Origin of the sequence: Advenella incenata (genome assembly GCF_004217095.1) — a bacterium.
Lineage (GTDB): Bacteria > Pseudomonadota > Gammaproteobacteria > Burkholderiales > Burkholderiaceae_B > Advenella > Advenella incenata.
Window position 1 is genome coordinate 923337 of the sequence record NZ_SHKO01000001.1, and the last position, 17074, is coordinate 940410.

13 protein-coding genes are annotated in these 17074 nt (G+C 57.3%); 10 read left to right on the top strand and 3 right to left on the bottom strand.

The window, feature by feature from the left end; all coding sequences use genetic code 11:
• Positions 1-19: 19 nt before the first annotated feature.
• Positions 20-1225, top strand: a complete 1206-nt coding sequence (dctP, locus tag EV681_RS04195; protein ID WP_130303364.1) for a TRAP transporter substrate-binding protein DctP — start codon at positions 20-22, stop codon at positions 1223-1225.
• Positions 1226-1343: 118 nt separating this feature from the next.
• Here dctP and putA read toward each other — a convergent pair whose 3' ends face one another.
• Positions 1344-5168, bottom strand: coding sequence for a trifunctional transcriptional regulator/proline dehydrogenase/L-glutamate gamma-semialdehyde dehydrogenase (gene putA / locus EV681_RS04200; RefSeq protein WP_130303365.1), 3825 nt, complete (start codon positions 5166-5168; stop codon positions 1344-1346).
• A 351-nt stretch (positions 5169-5519) separates the two neighbouring features.
• Complete coding sequence (gene ubiA, locus EV681_RS04205) at positions 5520-6434, bottom strand: 4-hydroxybenzoate octaprenyltransferase (RefSeq protein WP_128396069.1); 915 nt, start codon at positions 6432-6434, stop codon at positions 5520-5522.
• Positions 6435-6719: 285 nt separating this feature from the next.
• Between ubiA and EV681_RS04210 the strand changes: the two genes are divergently transcribed.
• The 6 genes from EV681_RS04210 (at position 6720) to EV681_RS04235 (ending at position 13121) form a co-directional block, all read left to right on the top strand.
• Positions 6720-7220, top strand: coding sequence for a GAF domain-containing protein (locus tag EV681_RS04210; protein ID WP_128396070.1), 501 nt, complete (start codon positions 6720-6722; stop codon positions 7218-7220).
• A 112-nt stretch (positions 7221-7332) separates the two neighbouring features.
• A complete protein-coding gene (locus EV681_RS04215) occupies positions 7333-8634 on the top strand; it encodes a putative Na+/H+ antiporter (RefSeq protein ID WP_128396071.1) in 1302 nt (433 codons plus the stop codon).
• Positions 8635-8758: 124 nt separating this feature from the next.
• The gene (locus EV681_RS04220) at positions 8759-9058 is read left to right on the top strand and encodes an FmdB family zinc ribbon protein (RefSeq protein WP_128396072.1); all 300 of its coding nucleotides are present in this window, start codon (positions 8759-8761) and stop codon (positions 9056-9058) included.
• 88 nt (positions 9059-9146) lie between these two features.
• The gene (gene aspS, locus EV681_RS04225; protein ID WP_128396073.1) at positions 9147-10940 is read left to right on the top strand and encodes an aspartate--tRNA ligase; all 1794 of its coding nucleotides are present in this window, start codon (positions 9147-9149) and stop codon (positions 10938-10940) included.
• A gap of 205 nt (positions 10941-11145) precedes the next feature.
• The gene (locus EV681_RS04230; protein WP_014749496.1) at positions 11146-11943 is read left to right on the top strand and encodes a 3-hydroxybutyrate dehydrogenase; all 798 of its coding nucleotides are present in this window, start codon (positions 11146-11148) and stop codon (positions 11941-11943) included.
• Positions 11944-11951: 8 nt separating this feature from the next.
• Complete coding sequence (locus EV681_RS04235; protein ID WP_128396074.1) at positions 11952-13121, top strand: patatin-like phospholipase family protein; 1170 nt, start codon at positions 11952-11954, stop codon at positions 13119-13121.
• Positions 13122-13180: 59 nt separating this feature from the next.
• Here the strand turns inward: EV681_RS04235 and ypfJ are convergent, their stop codons facing one another.
• A complete protein-coding gene (ypfJ, locus tag EV681_RS04240) occupies positions 13181-14050 on the bottom strand; it encodes a KPN_02809 family neutral zinc metallopeptidase (protein ID WP_130303366.1) in 870 nt (289 codons plus the stop codon).
• A 351-nt stretch (positions 14051-14401) separates the two neighbouring features.
• Here ypfJ and EV681_RS04245 point away from each other — a divergent pair, with 351 nt between their 5' ends.
• The 3 genes from EV681_RS04245 (at position 14402) to waaC (ending at position 17052) form a co-directional block, all read left to right on the top strand.
• Positions 14402-15043, top strand: coding sequence for a site-2 protease family protein (locus tag EV681_RS04245; RefSeq protein WP_242612132.1), 642 nt, complete (start codon positions 14402-14404; stop codon positions 15041-15043).
• Positions 15044-15052: 9 nt separating this feature from the next.
• On the top strand, positions 15053-15862 hold the full coding sequence (locus EV681_RS04250; protein WP_128396077.1) for an endonuclease/exonuclease/phosphatase family protein: 810 nt from the start codon (positions 15053-15055) through the stop codon (positions 15860-15862).
• 236 nt (positions 15863-16098) lie between these two features.
• The gene (gene waaC / locus EV681_RS04255) at positions 16099-17052 is read left to right on the top strand and encodes a lipopolysaccharide heptosyltransferase I (RefSeq protein ID WP_128396078.1); all 954 of its coding nucleotides are present in this window, start codon (positions 16099-16101) and stop codon (positions 17050-17052) included.
• Positions 17053-17074 lie beyond the last annotated feature (22 nt).

A 17074-nucleotide genomic window follows, 5' to 3' on the forward strand; every position in this document is an offset into this window, starting at 1 on the left:
TAATACGGATGTTCACGGAATGAAAAGGGTAGTATTGTGCAGGTTTTTTCTTCCTGGAGCCTGTGCTGCGTTCTTGCTGCTGCATGCCTATCCGGCCTTGGCGCAAAGCGCCGGCGGCTATAAGCCCGAGTATTCGCTCTCCTTTGTATCTGATGAGCGAATTGCCATCGGGCGCACCGCCAAGCGCTGGCGCGAGCTGGTGGCAGAAAAAACCGAAGGGCGCGTAAACATTCGCATGTATCCCAACGCTTCGCTGGTCAAAGGCGAGCAGACCCGTGAAGCGACGGCGGTGCGCCAGGGGGTGGCTGATATGGCTGTCGCTTCGGCCAGCAACTGGTCAAGCCAGTTTCGCGCGCTGTCGATATTTTCTCTTCCCTTTTTTGTTCCGGATATCGACGGGACCGCGGCACTGATTCGCGGTGACCTGGGCAACCTGGTGCGTGACAATATGGACAAGGCGGGCATTGTGACCCTGGCCTGGGGCACGTCGGGCTATCGGCAGCTAACCAATGCGCTGCGGCCGGTGCAGGCGCCTGCCGACTTGAAGGGCATGCGTATTCGTGTGATTGGCTTGCCACTGTTCATGGACTTTTTCAAAGCCCTGGGCGCTGCGCCGGTGCAACTGAATCTGACCGGGGTGCCCGATGCGCTGCAGAAAAAGGCCATTGATGGCCAGGACAATCCGCTATCGGTGTTTACCGGTTTCAAGTTCAATGAAATGGGTCAGAAATACCTGACGGTGTGGAATTATCCGGCAGAGCCGATCTTTATCGCAGTCAATAAGAATGTCTGGAATAACTGGTCGCGTGACGACCAGCAACGCGTGCGCGAAGCAGCCGAGCAGGCCATGAGCGAAACTGCGCCAATTTTGACGTCTCAGGCAGCAGCCCAGGCAGTGGATGAAACGGTTGGCCAGCTGGAGCAGGCAGGTGTGCAAGTGACAAGGTTGACTGATCCTCAGAAGGCGGCATTCAAAAGTGCCACGGCCGGGGTGCTGCAGAACTGGTCCGAGAGAATCGGTCAGGACCTGATTACCATCGCCAATGCCGATATCAAACGCGGGCCGACGTTGCCGCCGGCCAGTGATCCGGCTGCCGTTCCACAGTCCGGCGTGCCGGCGTCACCGAATCCGGAACCTCCGCCCGTTGATGAGGCCGCCCCGGCGGCCACCGGCGCCCAACCGGATAATGCTGGGCGGAGCACGCCCGCCGGCGCTGGCGGCTAACACCAAGGCAGAACTTCTCAAAGCACAATGGCGCGTCGGACCAAACGGTCGTCCCTCGACCTGGAACGGAGCAGCGGGCACGAAGATTTTGCCCGCTGCTCCGGCTCTGCCGCAACTACTAAGCGATTGTCATCAGGCTTGCATTGCCGCCGGCCGCCGCGGTATTGGTGCTGATGCTTTGTTCGTGCACCAGGCCGCTGATGGCATAGCGATGCCCCTGCGCGATTTCATCGGTTTGCAGGCCCTGGGCAATAACAATCGGCCCTTTTTTTGTGGCCAGTTGCAAGTTCAAGCGACGCAGGGTGTCGCCATCGCCTTCGAACAATGCCGCATCCAGGACGGCATCGTCTATCCGCTCTTCGGCAATAAATTCAATGCGCTGACGATTGTCGGCATTGGCCACTGCGCCGATCCACTCCCGTACTGAAGGTGCATCCACAAACAAGGCCCGGTTGCCGGTTTCAAGAATTTGCTCCAACTGCAGGCGTGCGCCTTCGACTGATGCAGGCCAGGCCAGCACCGTGCCCCGGGGCACCAGGCGGTAGACATTGGTCTCTCCGGTGGGGCCGGGCAAGAGCGTGCCGGCAGGATTGATGCCCGGCAGATCAATGCCTCTTGGCATATCGTCGTTGCCCTGCGAGAGCAGGCGATACAGGTACAGGGGACCACCCGCTTTGGGGCCGGTTCCCGACAGACCCTGGCCGCCGAAAGGCTGAACCCCTACCACAGCGCCCACGATATTACGGTTGACATAAATATTACCGGCATGGATACGGTTGCTGACGCGGGCGATGGTCTCATCGATGCGCGAATGGATGCCGAAGGTCAGGCCATAGCCGGTCGCATTGATTTTGTCGACCAGTGCATCAAGCTCCTGTCGCTTGTAGCGCACAACATGCAGTACAGGGCCGAATACTTCGCGCTCAAGTTCGCTGATGTCATTGAGCTCGATGATTGCCGGTGAGACAAACGTGCCTTTTTCGGTAGACGCGTCCATTGGCAGTTGTTCCACTGCATGTCCTGACTGGCGCATTTTGAGTATATGGCGTTCGATAATCTGGCGCGCCTGCGTGTCGATGACCGGGCCGACATCGGTAGACAGCAGATCGGGGCAGCCAACGGATAATTCCTTCATGGCGCCCTTGATCATGGTCAGTACGTGATCGGCTGCGTCTTCCTGAATACAGAGTACGCGCAGGGCAGAGCAGCGCTGGCCGGCAGAATCAAACGCGGAGTTGAGCACATCGTAGACCACTTGTTCTGCCAGGGCAGATGAGTCTACGATCAGGGCGTTCTGGCCGCCGGTCTCGGCAATCAGCGGGATCGGATGCCCATGGTTGTCCAGACGGCCAGCCAGCTTGCCGGCAATAATGCGCGCCACTTCGGTGGAGCCGGTAAACATCACGCCGCGAATATCCGGGTGTGACACCAGCTGGTCACCCACGGTTTCGCCTGCGCCTGGCAGCAGCTGTACCGCTTCTTTGGGGATACCGGCTTCATGCAGGATGGCCACGGCCTGCGCGGCAATCAATGGGGTCTGCTCGGCCGGCTTTGCCAGTACGGTGTTTCCGGCTGCCAGCGCTGCGCTGACCTGTCCGGTAAAGATCGCCAGCGGGAAGTTCCAGGGGCTGATGCACAGCACCGGTCCCAGTGGACGATGATGGTCTTCATTGAAGTTGTCTTCGATCTGGTCGGCATAATAGCGCAGGAAATCTACGGCTTCGCGCACCTCTGCAATAGCGTTGGGCAGCGATTTGCCGGCTTCGCGCACTATCAGTCCAAGCAAGGGCTGCATGCGCGACTCGAGCAACTGCGCAGCGCGGCGCAAGGCGCGGGCCCGGTCTTCGATGGGCGTGGCTTGCCAGATGGGCGCCATTGTGGCGGCTGCGGCCATGGCCTGATCCACATCCTGCGTACTCGCTTCAATCACTTGCCCGACCACATCGCGATGATCGGCGGGGTTCAGCAAAGGCTTGCGGTTTGCCGTGTCGGCCTCGCCGCTGTCGGCGTTATACAGCGTGGGTGCGGCCAGCCAGGGCTGGGTGGCACCATTGAGCAGCGCTGCGGCAAGTGAGCCCAGACGATGCTCGTTACTCAGGTCCAGGCCGCTGGAATTGCGTCTGCTGGGTTTGCCATCGATACTGTACAAATCGCGCGGCAGCGCAATTTTCTCGTGCGGCGCGCCCAGCGGTGTAATGGCGCTGGCTACGTCGATCGGATTGGCAACCAGGGTATTGATATCAATGTTATCGTCGCCGATCTGATTGACAAATGACGTATTGGCGCCGTTTTCCAGCAGGCGTCGCACCAGATAGGCCAGCAGCGTTTCGTGTGTGCCGACGGGTGCATAAATGCGGCAGGGGCGATTCAGTTTTTTGCTGCCGACTACTTCGGAGTACAGCGCTTCGCCCATACCATGCAGGCACTGGAATTCGTACTGACCCGGGTAGTAATTATTGCCTGCCAGGTGATAAATGGCAGCCAGCGTTTGCGCGTTGTGCGTGGCAAATTGCGGATACACGGCATCGGGCGCCGACAATAGTTTGCGGGCGCACGCCAGATAGGAGACATCGGTGTAGACCTTGCGGGTATACACAGGATAGCCTTCCAGGCCGTCCAGTTGCGCGCGTTTGATTTCGGTATCCCAATAGGCGCCTTTAACCAGTCGGACCATCAGGCGGTGGCGGGTGCGGCGGCCCAGATCAATAACATAATCAATCACGTGAGGGGCGCGTTTCTGGTAAGCCTGGATCACAAACCCGATGCCATTCCAGCCTTCGAATTCACGCGTCGCACAGAGCGCTTCCAGCAGATCCAGTGAGAGTTCAAGGCGGTCGGCCTCTTCGGCATCAATGTTCAGGCCCACATCGTAGGAGCGGGCCAGGCGCGTCAGCGCAATCAGACGCGGCAGCAGTTCGCTCATGACGCGATCGCGCTGGGAGCGTGAGTAACGGGGGTGCAGGGCGGACAGCTTGATGGAAATGCCCGGCCCTTCATAAATGCCTCGTCCGCCGGAGGCTTTGCCGATGGCATGAATCGCCTGTTCGTATGATTCATAGTAACGTTGCGCATCGGCCGCCGTGGTGGCCGCTTCGCCGAGCATATCGTAACTGTAGCGAAAGCCCTCGGCCTCGAATTTGCGGCTGTTGGCCAGGGCTGAAGAAATGGTCTGGCCCGAGACAAATTGTTCGCCCATCATGCGCATGGCCATGTTCACGCCCTGCCGGATAAGCGGCTCGCCGCCTTTTGCAATCATGCGCGTGAGGGCTTTGGACAGATTCTGCTCGCTGTTGACGGCCACCAGCCTGCCGGTGAGCATAAGCCCCCAGGTGGCGGCGTTAACGAACAGGGAGGGAGAGCTGCCCATATGCGACTTCCAGTCGCCGTGGCTGATTTTGTCGCGGATAAGCGCATCGCGCGTGGCGCGGTCCGGGATGCGCAGCAGCGCTTCGGCCAGACACATGAGTGCGACGCCCTCCTGGCTGGATAAGGCAAATTCCTGAATCAGGCCTTCGACACCGCCGCCGGGGCTTTTTTCTTTGAGCGACTTGACCAGTTTTAGCGCCAGTTCCCGTGTCTGTTCGGGCTTGACCAGTGCCGCCTGCTCCAGCAGCAAGGGCACGCATTCGGACTCGGGTCGGCGATAGGCCGAAGTGATGGCGGCGCGCAGCACCGATTGCGGTTGCACGTCCTGGCCGAATTCGTAGAAGGGCGGCTTGCGGTTGTCCTGCAAATAGGTTACGGCGCCGTCATTGTCTGTGGCGGCAGGGGCCAGATGCCGAAGCTCGTCGGGCGTCAGGCCGCGCTCGATCTGTTCCAGATACGTAATCAGCGCCTGCTTGTGCAGCCAGTGTGGGGTACAGTTCAATTTGTCTGCGTGATATTGAAGGCGGTTTTTCAGGTCGGTATCGACCTTGATGCCTAGTGTAGTAGTCGTAGCCATATGCAACTCAAGTCTGGTTCGGGTGATGACGCTGAGCGTACCGAATCTGCGGCTAAATTAATATTAGGGTTAACCCTTTTATTTTTGGTTAACCATTGGATTTATTGAATTATTTGTTGATATTTTTTTTATTGGGATGCGGGTTAACCACAGGTGTGGCTCTTGCTTAGTGTCGGCCGGTTGTGGCGACAAAATCGTTGCGAGCGGATGTCCAGGCGGGTCCTGAATCGGGCGTGGGCGCGCTCCAGCGAACCCACATGGCGCAAAGCAAACCACCCGTGCCAGGCACGGGGCTCGACAGGCCCGGCGGCCGGCCGTCGCGGCTCGATCTTCGGTCTGTCCGGTTGATGTTTACAGCAATGTACCGCCCAGCGAGCCGGCTACCAGCAGGCTGCCGGTCCAGATGTTGGCGCGAAACAGCGCAAAGCTGCGCTCCGGTTTCTGTATGTCAAAGGTAGACAGCTGCCAATAGAAATGCACGGCAATAGCCAGCATGGATGCGTAATAAAGCCAACCGAACCCCAACATAATGCCGGGCACGGTCCACAAGATAACGGTGGCGGTGTAAAACCCGATGAGCCAGGTCAAGCCCTGGTCCCTGAAGCGCAGCGCGGTGGAGCGCAGCCCCAGTTGTTCGTCGTCCTTCATATCGGTATAGGCATAGATGGTGTCGTAGCCGATCTGCCACGTGACCGCGCCCATCCACATGAGAACGGCAGCCAGCGGTACGTTATTGGTGGTGTCGGACCAGGCCATCAGCATTCCCCAATTGAAAGCGATGCCCAGCACCAATTGCGGCCAGTAGGTAAAGCGCTTGCATAATGGGTAGATGAACACCAGCGGCACCAGGGCCACAGCCAGCCAGCGGCTGTAGCTATTGATGAAAAACAGCAGCAGGGCGGCCGCCACCAATTGTGCGACCAGAAAGATAATGGCCTGTTTGAGCGAGATCTGGCCGTTGGTCAATGGGCGAAAACGGGTGCGTTCCACATGCTTGTCGAAGTCGCGATCACAAATGTCGTTGATAGTGCAGCCCACGCTGCGCATGAGCAAGGCGCCCAGGCAGAAAACCACAAGGCGCAGCAGTGTGGGCACGCCGTGCTGGGCCTGGATCAGTGCCGCGATGCAGGGCAACAGCGTGAGCCAGGTGCCTACAGGACGGTCCAGTCGGCACAGCCGCGCATACGGACGCCAGGCCGTGGGCAGATAATGTTCCACCCAGTCGTTGTGGTGAATGTCGTTAAGATCAGAGTGAGTGCTGGTCATTGTATGTGCTGAGCATCGCAAGGGTTCGCGAGGTATTTGATTCTGAAAAGAGGATTTTAAAGGTTTTGCCGGCCAAGGGGGCTGTGCGGGTGATGCGGCGCAATTTCCTGCAACGCTGGCAGTGGTTTTGGCTGTCAGGGCCCGCTTTGTGGATACAATCAGAGTCCCGCGGTATGGTGTTGCCAGTCATGCCTGCCAGTCAACATCGCCGTCTGTTGTGCGTGGGCGCCTCGCTTTGAGTCGGTCTTCTCGCAATTGCGGCGCTCACTCTATCCAAAACAGATTATGTTCAGTTTCGATCATTCTTCCGGCTTTGAGTCGGTGCCGGCCATGTACGATACACTGGTTTCCCAGGCGCGCTCGCTGTTTGACGGCGAGCCCAGCCATATTGCCAACGCGGCCAATCTGGCGGCGCTGGTGTATCACACCGTGCCCGATCTGAACTGGGCCGGCTTTTATTTTTACGACGGCAACGAGTTGGTGCTGGGGCCGTTCCAGGGGAAGATTGCCTGTGTGCGTATTGCGATGGGAAAAGGCGTATGCGGCACGGCTGCCGCGACCGGCCAGGCTCAGCTTGTGCCTGACGTATTTGCCTTTGCTGGCCATATTGCCTGCGATGCGGCATCCCGCTCGGAAGTTGTCATTCCCTTGTTCAGGGACGATAAACTGATCGGTGTCTGGGATGTGGACAGCCCCAAGCCCGACCGTTTTACCCAAGAGGATAAAGCCGGTATGCAGGCGCTGTGCCAGGTGTGGCTGGATGCTTGCGGCGGCGCCAAAGCGTAGCCTGCTCGGATCGTGCACAGATAAACCCTTATTTGCCTGTGTTTCGATTGAAATGTTCATGGAGATGTCCGTAAAATCCCCCCATTTCGTTAGTAACAAATAAAGGATAATAATGCCGGACAAGATCGAGTTGATCGCAACGGTGCTGTTTGCGATCGCCATTGTGCACACCTTTTCGGTGCCGTTTTTTGCCAGAAGAGCACATCGGGGCGGGCCGCACTCAGGCTTGTGGCATGCCTTTTCCGAAGTGGAGGCCGTATTCGGCTTGTGGGCGGCCATTCTGATCATCTTCATGGGCGTGACCGGCGGCCTGGACAGCGCCGTCAAATATATGGACAGCCGAAACTTTACCGAGCCGCTGTTCGTATTTGCGATCATGGTTGTTGCTGCCAGCCGGCCTATCCTGGTCATGGTCGGCACAACGGTGCGCTTTCTGGCTCGTGTGCTGCCACTGCAGACCTCCATCGCCACCTTTTTGCTGACCCTGACGCTGGTGCCGCTGGCCGGCTCGTTTATTACCGAACCGGCGGCGATGACGCTGGCCGCCTTGCTGCTCAAGCGCGCGTTCTTTGATCACAGCAGCCATACCCGGTTCAAATACATGGCCGTGGGCGTGCTGTTTGTCAATATTTCCATCGGTGGAGTGCTTACTTCCTATGCCGCGCCGCCGGTGCTGATGGTCGCGGGCACATTTGGCTGGGATACCGTGTACATGGCCACCCATTTCGGCTGGAAAGCGGCGCTTGCGGTGGTGATCAACGCCAGCGTGCTTACTTTCTTGATGCGCAAGGAGCTGGTGGTGGCCGGCGAGCACGCGAATGAGCAGACCCGGAGCAATAGCGACGAACGTGCGCCAATACCGTGGTTTGTCATTCTGATTCATCTGGCGTTTCTGGCCAGCATTGTGATTTTCGCGCACCATCCGGCTGTGTTCATCGGGTTGATGATGCTGTTTGTTGGCTATTGCACTGCCTACGAACACTATCAGGACAAGCTGATGATCAAAGAGGCACTGATGGTAGCGTTCTTTCTGGCCGGCCTGATTGTGCTGGGTGGGCTGCAGCAATGGTGGCTGCAGGATCTGCTTGCCGGGCTGTCGCCCGCGATGCTGTACTGGGGCGCAACGGCATTGACGGCAATTACTGATAACGCAGCATTAACCTATCTGGGCTCCCTGGTGGAAGGCACCAACGAGGTCTGGCGCTATATGCTGGTTGCCGGCGCGGTGACCGGCGGTGGTCTGACCGTGATCGCCAATGCACCCAATCCGGCGGGCTTTTCCATCCTCAAGGGGTGTTTTCCCGATGAGGCGATCTCGCCCAAATACCTGCTGCTGGCAGCGCTGATTCCGACGCTGGTAGCCGCGGCCATGTTTTTGCTGCCTGTGCAACTTCTGGGAAATACAGGCTTGTAAATTGCGATAAAATAAGGGGTTAATTTGGGGATAAGTCCCGTGGGCTTCCCATTTGCGCCCCATTTTTGGGGTCGTCCCATTGCGGGTTTGTATCCCTTTTCACCTGTTTTTTTGCGAGTTCGTTGTGCCTATTTATGCATATAAATGCAGCGCCTGCGGCCATGCCAAGGATGTGCTGCAAAAGATGTCCGATGCGCCACTGACCACCTGTCCCGAGTGTGGCCAGAGTACGTTTTCCAAGCAGGTTACTGCTGCCGGCTTTCAGCTCAAGGGCTCTGGCTGGTATGTAACCGATTTCCGCGGCGGCGGCACCAATGGCGCCGGCAACGCTGCGGCCAAGTCCGACACGGGCAGTGCCGGTCAAAGCGCAGCTGCACCGGCAGCCGCGCCGACCCCATCCTCATCTGAAGGCAGCGCTGCATAATTTGCCGCCTGCCAGCGGCGGCGCAGTGCCTCTGGCCTGTGCCGCTTCAAGCGTTTACACAAAATCAAAGAATTTCGGAGCATTTTTCATGCGTACCTGCTACACCGGTCAAGTCAGCCTTGATCAGCTGGATCAAACTGTTACCCTTTTCGGCTGGGTACATCGCCGTCGCGATCATGGTGGCGTGATTTTTATTGATCTGCGTGACCGCGAAGGCATTGCACAGATTGTTTTTGATCCCGACAATGCGCAGGCCTTTGCAATAGCGGAAGAGATCCGTAACGAATACTGCATCCGTATCACCGGTCTGGTGCGCCGCCGCCCTGAAGGCACCTCCAACAAGGAGCTGGTCTCGGGCGAAATTGAAGTGCTGTGCCGCGAAGTCGAAGTGCTCAACGCGTCCGTCACACCGCCGTTCCAACTTGATGACGAAAACCTGTCTGAAACGACTCGCCTGACGCATCGCGTCCTGGATCTGCGCCGCCCGCAAATGCAGCGCAACCTGATGCTGCGCTATCGGGTTTCCATCGAAGTGCGCAAGTTCCTTGATGGGCTGGGGTTTATCGATATCGAAACACCCATGCTGACCAAAAGCACCCCCGAAGGCGCCCGCGACTATCTGGTGCCGTCACGGGTACATGACGGGCAGTTTTTTGCCCTGCCACAGTCGCCCCAACTGTTTAAGCAGATGCTGATGGTGGCCGGCTTTGACCGTTACTATCAGATCGTCAAATGCTTCCGCGACGAAGACCTGCGCGCCGATCGTCAGCCTGAATTCACACAGATCGATTGTGAAACCTCATTCCTGAACGAAGAAGAAATTCGTGAGATTTTTGAAGGCATGGTGCGCCATGTGTTCAAGCAGGTGCAGAACGTGGACCTGGATGCGCGCTTCCCGATCATGAGCTGGGACGAAGCCATGCGCCGTTTCGGTTCCGACAAGCCGGACATGCGTGTCAAGCTGGAGTTCACCGAGCTGACCGATGTGATGAAAGACGTTGAATTCAAGGTGTTCTCTGCTGCCGCGGTCCAGCCGGGTGGACGTGTCGTCGCATTGCGCGTACCCGGTGGCGCCGAGTTGTCACGCAAGGAAATTGACGACTACACCCAGTTTGTCAGCATCTACGGCGCCAGGGGGCTGGCATGGATCAAGGTCAACGACCCGGCCAAGGGCCGCGAAGGCCTGCAGTCGCCGATCGTGAAAAACCTGCATGACGCCGCGATCACTGAAATCCTGCAACGCTCGGGCGCTGCCGCCGGCGATATCATTTTCTTTGGCGCCGACAAGGCCAAAGTCGTGAACGACGCCATGGGCGCCTTGCGTGTCAAGCTGGGCCACAGTGACTTTGCCAAGTCTACCGGCCTGTTCGAAAACAGCTGGAAGCCGTTGTGGGTGGTTGATTTCCCGATGTTCGAGTATGACGAACAAGAGGGTCGTTATTTCGCCGCGCATCACCCCTTTACCAGCCCGAAAGATGGCCACGAAGATTTTCTCAACACAGATCCATCCAAGGCCTACGCCAAGGCATATGATTTGGTGCTCAACGGCTGGGAAATCGGCGGCGGCTCGGTCCGTATCCATCGTGAAGAAGTACAAAGCAAGGTATTCCGTGCCCTGAACATCAGCGACGAAGAAGCCCGCGCCAAATTCGGCTTCCTGCTGGATGCGCTGCAGTATGGTGCGCCTCCGCATGGTGGCCTGGCCCTGGGGCTTGATCGCCTGGTAACCATGATGGCCGGCGCCGAATCGATTCGCGACGTGATTGCCTTTCCTAAAACACAACGCGCGCAGTGTCTGCTTACCCAGGCGCCATCGCCCGTCGACGAAAAGCAATTGCGTGAACTACATATTCGTTTGCGTAATAAAACAGTCGTCGAATAAGCCGGAAAAAAAGCCAGAATCTGATTCTGGCTTTTTTTTCGTCCATTTGCGACATGTGTCTGTTGCGCCACTGCGTAACCAGATCAGTGGGCCTATAATTTTGTTATTCTGCTGTTCAGTTCCTATTTGTTTATACGCCAGTGGCAAGGACTTGCTTTCGGGCGAGTACCCGCCACCCGTTCATTGAAATTTCAGGAGAGACGTAATGACAACCGAAGTACAAACCTCACTCGCCGGCAAAGTGGCATTGGTTACCGGCGCGGCCAGTGGCCTGGGCAAGGAAATTGCCGAAACCTATGCCAAGGCTGGTGCCGCAGTGGGCATTGCAGACCTGAATCTGGACGGTGCCAACAAGGTGGCAGAGCAAATTAACGCTGCGGGCGGAAAAGCCTTCGGCATCGCCATGGACGTGACCGACGAGGCGCAGGTCAACAAGGGTGTGGACGATCTTGTCGCACACTTTGGCGCGCTGGACATTCTGGTGTCAAATGCAGGCATTCAGACCATCGAATCTATCGACAAGTTCGAGTTTGCAAAGTGGAAGAAGATGCTGGCCATTCATTTGGATGGCGCATTCCTGACCACCAAGGCGGCCCTGCAACACATGTATAAGGCCAAAAAAGGGGTGGTCATTTATATGGGATCGGTGCATTCGCATGAGGCCTCAAAACTGAAAGCCCCTTATGTGACTGCAAAGCACGGCCTGTTGGGGCTGGCCCGGGTGCTGGCCAAAGAGGGCGCTGCTCACAATGTGCGCTCGCATGTGATTTGCCCTGGTTTTGTGCGCACGCCGATCGTGGAAAAACAGATTCCTGAGCAGGCCAAGGAATTGGGTATTTCGGAAGAAGAAGTGGTCAAGAACGTGATGCTGGCCGGTACCGTGGACGGTGAATTTACGACGCCGCAAGATATCGCCCAGACTGCCCTGTTTCTGGCCGCGTTTCCTAATAACGCGCTTACCGGTCAATCGGTCGTGGTCAGCCACGGCTGGTTCATGCAGTAAGGCATATCATGGTTCAGTTGCCCGAGTACGAGCGGATTGCGCTGGTTTTGCAGGGGGGCGGTGCGCTCGGCGCATACCAGGCCGGCGTATTCGAAGGCCTGGAGCAGGCGGGGATAGAACCCAACTGGATTTCAGGCATTTCCATTGGCGCGCTTAACACCGCCATCATTGCCGGAAACCCACCGGGTAAACGCGCGCAACGACTGCGTGAGTTCTGGGATACCATCTGCCAGCCCAATAATGGTTTTGGTCTGATGCCGTGGGTGGAGCAAAGCCTGTTCCAGCTCAATGACCTGGCCCGGAGCAGTTTGTCGGCCATGTATGGCATGTCTGCCATGATGGATGGGCAAAAAGGCTTTTTCACGCCGCGCTTTCCGCCGCCCTCGCTGTATACGAAAGGCAGTGTCGAGAACATCGGTTTTTATGATATGGCGCCATTGCGCGAGACGCTTGAACGGCTGTGTGATTTTGACCTGATCAACCAGGGGCATCTGAACGTGTCGGTCGGCGCAGTGAACGTGCGCACCGGCAACTTCACCTATTTCTGCAACGACAGGCACCGCCTGACAGCGGCGCATTTCATGGCTTCCGGCGCATTGCCGCCAGCCTTTGCGCCGGTTCTGATCGATGGCGAATATTACTGGGATGGCGGTATCATGTCCAACACGCCGCTTGGCTATGTGCTGGACGCGCAAGTGAACGCCGACACCCTGGTCTTCCAGGTGGATTTATGGAGTGCCCGCGGGCATTTGCCGGATAATATGCTGCAGGTCTATGACCGGGTCAAGGAAATCCAGTACTCCAGCCGTACCCGGCTCGTGACTAATCAATGGGCACGTATGCAGCGCATGCGCTCGGTCATGGCCAAAGTGCTGGAGCAGTTGCCAGACAAGCACAGCCTGGATGCGGAAACCCTGGATATGGCCCGGGCCATTGCCGACAGCAAGCACTGCAATGTGATTCAGCTTATTTACCGTGATCGCGAGTACGAGTCGTACAACAAGGATTATCAGTTCGGTGTGAGTGCAATGCGCGATCACTGGAAATCCGGGCTTAAGGATATTCGCAATACGCTATCGCATCCCGACTATCTTGCCATGCCCGATAATGATATTTCATTTGTGACGCATGACATTCATCGCAATCAAAGCGAAGCAGCCAGCAAGAAAAAATTCTGAATTGAAAACGGGGCCTAACGCCCCGTCTTGGTGATGTTCAAATGATCAAAGCGGTAGCGTCACTGCTGCGCAAACGTATTGCACTGTTTCATATCGCCACCGGCCAGGCCGCGCTTGAACCAGCTCATGCGCTGCTCTGAAGAGCCATGCGTAAAGGAGTCAGGCACCACATAACCCTGGGCCTGCTTCTGGATATGATCGTCACCAACCGCTGCGGCAGCGTTCATGGCTTCCTCGATGTCGCCGTCTTCAATAATCGTGCCTTCTTTCTGCAGCTCATGTGCCCAGATACCTGCAAAGCAGTCTGCCTGCAGCTCCACGCGCACCGACAGATCGTTGGCCTGGCGCTCGTTCATTGAGCTGCGCGCCTGGGCCATTTTATCCATGACGCCCAGCAGATTCTGCACATGATGCCCAACTTCGTGAGCCAGTACATAGCCCTGTGCAAAGTCGCCCTGAACCCCCATTTGCGCGCCCATTTGATGAAAGAAGCTCATGTCCAGGTAGACCTTGCGATCCTCAGGGCAATAAAACGGCCCCATCGCTGCCTGACCCACGCCGCAGGCGGAGCGGGTGGCGCCGGAGTAGAGTACCAGTGCCGGATTCTGATAGGTGCCACCATTCTGCTTGAAAATGCCAGTCCAGACGTTTTCGGTGGTTTTGAGCACCTTGGAAATAAATACTTTGTCCTTGTCATTGGCAACCGGCTGGCCGGCTTGCTGTGACTGGCCGGCGGGCTCTTGCATGATATCGCCACCGCCCAGAATGGTCATCGGATTGATGCCCAGAAAATACCAGGCGGCCAGTGCGACGACGATTGTGCCGATGCCGATCTTGCCCCCTCCCAGCCGCATGCCACCACGGCCACCGCCGCCGGACCCACGGCGGTCTTCCACATTGCTGCTTTGTTCCTGATCGTCTAATCGCATCTTGATCCCTCTGTTGCAAGCCCACCGCAAATGAAACAGGCAGGTTGTTTTTTATTTGAAATTTTATGACTGCGCCCCGATTTTATACGGGAACGCAGGGTAAATTGCGGCAAATCACGTAACCGAATGCAAGATCTGCAGCGCAGCTCAAATCGCATGGGGTGCCCGGTTGTCATTCTTTTGCGGGTTTTCACGATTAAAATAGGAACATGAAAAATATGTTCAATTGTGTTGTTGTTGGCGCGCCGGGTTCTCCGGGCGATCGTTATGTGAATGGTGGATGCTGGCAGGCCTGGCCACAGGCCATCGTTGCCGAGCGGCCAGTCCTTTGCCATGAGGGGCGCCGCCATCATGGGTGACATTATCCGTGCCATTACCATTTACGCCATTCCGCTGATTTTTGCCATTACGCTGGCCGAAGCGGCACGCGGCTTTGTCGCCCACAAGCTGGGGGACCGCACGGCAATGATGCTGGGTCGTCTTACCCTTAACCCTGCCAAGCATATCGATCCCATCGGCACCATTCTTGTGCCCTTGTTGCTGATCGCCGCCAATCCGGGTTTTGTGGTGGGCTGGCCCAAGCCGATTCCGGTGAACGAGTCGCACTTTGCCAACCCGAAGCGCGACAGTATCCTGCTGGCGCTGGCCAGACCGCTGGCCAATCTGCTGATGGGCATTTTGTGGGTGATCACGGCGCGTGTGCTGCTGGGCTTTGGTCTGCTGGACAGTTATTGGTGGAAGGTGGCAATCGCCGGCTTTACGCTCAATATCTTCCTGATGGTCTTTAACCTGCTGCCCATTCCGCCTATGGACGGCAGCCGCATCATTGCCGGATTCCTGCCGCCGAAGTGGGCCATTGCCTATCAGCGGCTGGAGCCCTACGGGTTTTTCATTGTGCTTGGCCTGATCGCTTTTGGTCTGTTGCAGGTTGTGCTTTTGCCGGTTATCAGTGTGGTGCTTGAACTGCTTGGGCGTCTGTTTCTGTTCGGATAAGAATAAATCATGACTACACTTAAAGTTGTCAGCTATAACATTCACAAAGGCAAGTCAGCATTTGGCAAGCGGGTGTCGCTTGCCGATCTGCAGTCCGGGTTGACGCAACTGAGTGCAGATCTGGTGTTCTTGCAGGAAGTGCAGGGCCGCAACAGCCGGTTCGAATCGTTGCACGCGCAGCAGGATATGCTGGCAAATCATTTGTCGATGGATGTCTGTTATGGCTGCAATGCCGTGCGCACCGACACCGATCACGGCAATGCATTGCTTTCCCGGTTTCGCATTGTGGAGCACGAAAACGAGGATATTTCCGACCATCGTCTGGAGCAGCGCGGCGTGCTGCATGCACGGGTAGAAATCGATGGCAGAACCGTTCACTGTTTTGTCGCGCACCTGGGACTATTTGCCGCCAGTCGCGGCCGCCAGGTCGTTGCCATCATCGAACGCATCAAGCGGCTGGTGCCGGATAATGAGCCGCTTATTCTGGCCGGTGATTTTAACGACTGGAATGAAAAACTGGCGCCTTATTTCGATCATGAGCTGGGCCTGCACGAGGTGTTCGCCAACAGCCCGCTGCGGATCGATAACGAGTTACCGCGTCTGAAAACGTCATTGCGCAGTATGATGGATGGCCGCGGTCTGATGGCCGTGGACCAACTGGCGCCACCGCGTACCTTTCCGGCCATGTTCCCCTGGCTGCGGCTGGATCGCATGTATCAACGCGGCTTTACTATCCTGTCGGCGCAGGTGCTCAAGGGGCGGCCCTGGGCGCGTATCTCCGACCATGCGCCGATTCTGGCCGAGCTGGAACTGGCCTGAATGCATCCATTCGAGACTGGTTACCCCCAATCTGCGGGGTTTGGCCCCAGGCGCAGCCTGTTTTGCGAGAGCCGAATGCAGCGACACCTCATTCTTCGCTACAATAGCGACCAATACTCAGGGCTTGCCTGGCGCTCGCAACAGCAGGCTGCGGTTGCCGCGACTTGCCCATTGAAATTGCACTCAGTTACCCCGTGGCAGACCTTCGGGCATGTCACAGTACGAAAATCGCTACGATGACAAAAAAAATCCTGATTGTTCGCTCGTCTTCCCTGGGAGATTTGGTGCATATGCTACCGGCCATCTCCGACATTCATCGGCATGTGCCTGGCGCGCAAATCGACTGGGTTGTGGAAGAACATTTTGCGGAAATTCCTGCCTGGCATCCTGCCGTACACGAGGTGATCGTCATTTCCCATCGCCGCTGGCGCAAGCAATGGCTCTCGCGGCAGGCCTGCCGCGAACGGCGGGCTTTCGCTCAGAATCTGCGCAAGCGGGATTACGACATTGTGCTGGACATGCAGGGGCTGATGAAATCGGCCTGGGTCGTACGCCAGGCAAAAGGCCGACGCCACGGCCTGGACTGGCGTTCGGCACGCGAATCGCTGGCTTCGCTTTTTTATCATGATCGTCATAAAGTTGAATTCTGGCAGCCGGCCGTGCGTCGTCAGCGCCTGCTGGCCTCTGCCGCGCTGGGCTATACCTTCTCGGGCGATCCCGATTTCGGCCTGCAGTCCTTTACCGACAACACGCCGATACAGGATTATGCAGTCATCATGCCGTCGGCCAGCCGGGAAGACAAATTATGGCCGGAACAGGATTGGCAGGTCGTATTTGGCCTGCTCAAGCAGGCCGGGTTGGGGCTCAAGCTGCTTGCCGGAAACGAAAACGAAGCGGCAAGGGCGCACGCCCTTATACGGGATTTCGATAATGCCGAAGTTTTACCCCGAATGAACCTGACCGAAGTTGCTAAACTGTTGGCAGCCTGCAAAATTATGGTCGGCCTTGACAGCGGTCTGACGCATCTGGCAGCGGCGCTTGGTCGTCCCACTATCGGTATTTACAGCGCCTCGACGCCGGTGCGCACACCGCTGGAAGGCGCAGGCTTTACTGCCAGCCTGGGCGACCGGGGCCTGCCGCCAACGCGAGATATGGTGGTGTCAAAACTGAAGCAGGCTTTGCAGGCCTGACAGTGATCCTTCCTTGTGGCCG

Excerpts from the sequence above, each read along its gene's own strand:
- EV681_RS04215 (WP_128396071.1), top strand. The coding sequence starts at position 7,333 with ATGCCGGACAAGATCGAGTTGATCGCAACGGTGCTGTTTGCGATCGCC.
- putA (WP_130303365.1), bottom strand. The coding sequence starts at position 5,168 with ATGGCTACGACTACTACACTAGGCATCAAGGTCGATACCGACCTGAAA.
- ypfJ (WP_130303366.1), bottom strand. The coding sequence starts at position 14,050 with ATGCGATTAGACGATCAGGAACAAAGCAGCAATGTGGAAGACCGCCGT.
- ubiA (WP_128396069.1), bottom strand. The coding sequence starts at position 6,434 with ATGACCAGCACTCACTCTGATCTTAACGACATTCACCACAACGACTGG.
- aspS (WP_128396073.1), top strand. The coding sequence starts at position 9,147 with ATGCGTACCTGCTACACCGGTCAAGTCAGCCTTGATCAGCTGGATCAA.
- EV681_RS04230 (WP_014749496.1), top strand. The coding sequence starts at position 11,146 with ATGACAACCGAAGTACAAACCTCACTCGCCGGCAAAGTGGCATTGGTT.
- EV681_RS04245 (WP_242612132.1), top strand. The coding sequence starts at position 14,402 with ATGGGTGACATTATCCGTGCCATTACCATTTACGCCATTCCGCTGATT.
- waaC (WP_128396078.1), top strand. The coding sequence starts at position 16,099 with ATGACAAAAAAAATCCTGATTGTTCGCTCGTCTTCCCTGGGAGATTTG.
- EV681_RS04250 (WP_128396077.1), top strand. The coding sequence starts at position 15,053 with ATGACTACACTTAAAGTTGTCAGCTATAACATTCACAAAGGCAAGTCA.
- EV681_RS04235 (WP_128396074.1), top strand. The coding sequence starts at position 11,952 with ATGGTTCAGTTGCCCGAGTACGAGCGGATTGCGCTGGTTTTGCAGGGG.
- EV681_RS04210 (WP_128396070.1), top strand. The coding sequence starts at position 6,720 with ATGTTCAGTTTCGATCATTCTTCCGGCTTTGAGTCGGTGCCGGCCATG.
- dctP (WP_130303364.1), top strand. The coding sequence starts at position 20 with ATGAAAAGGGTAGTATTGTGCAGGTTTTTTCTTCCTGGAGCCTGTGCT.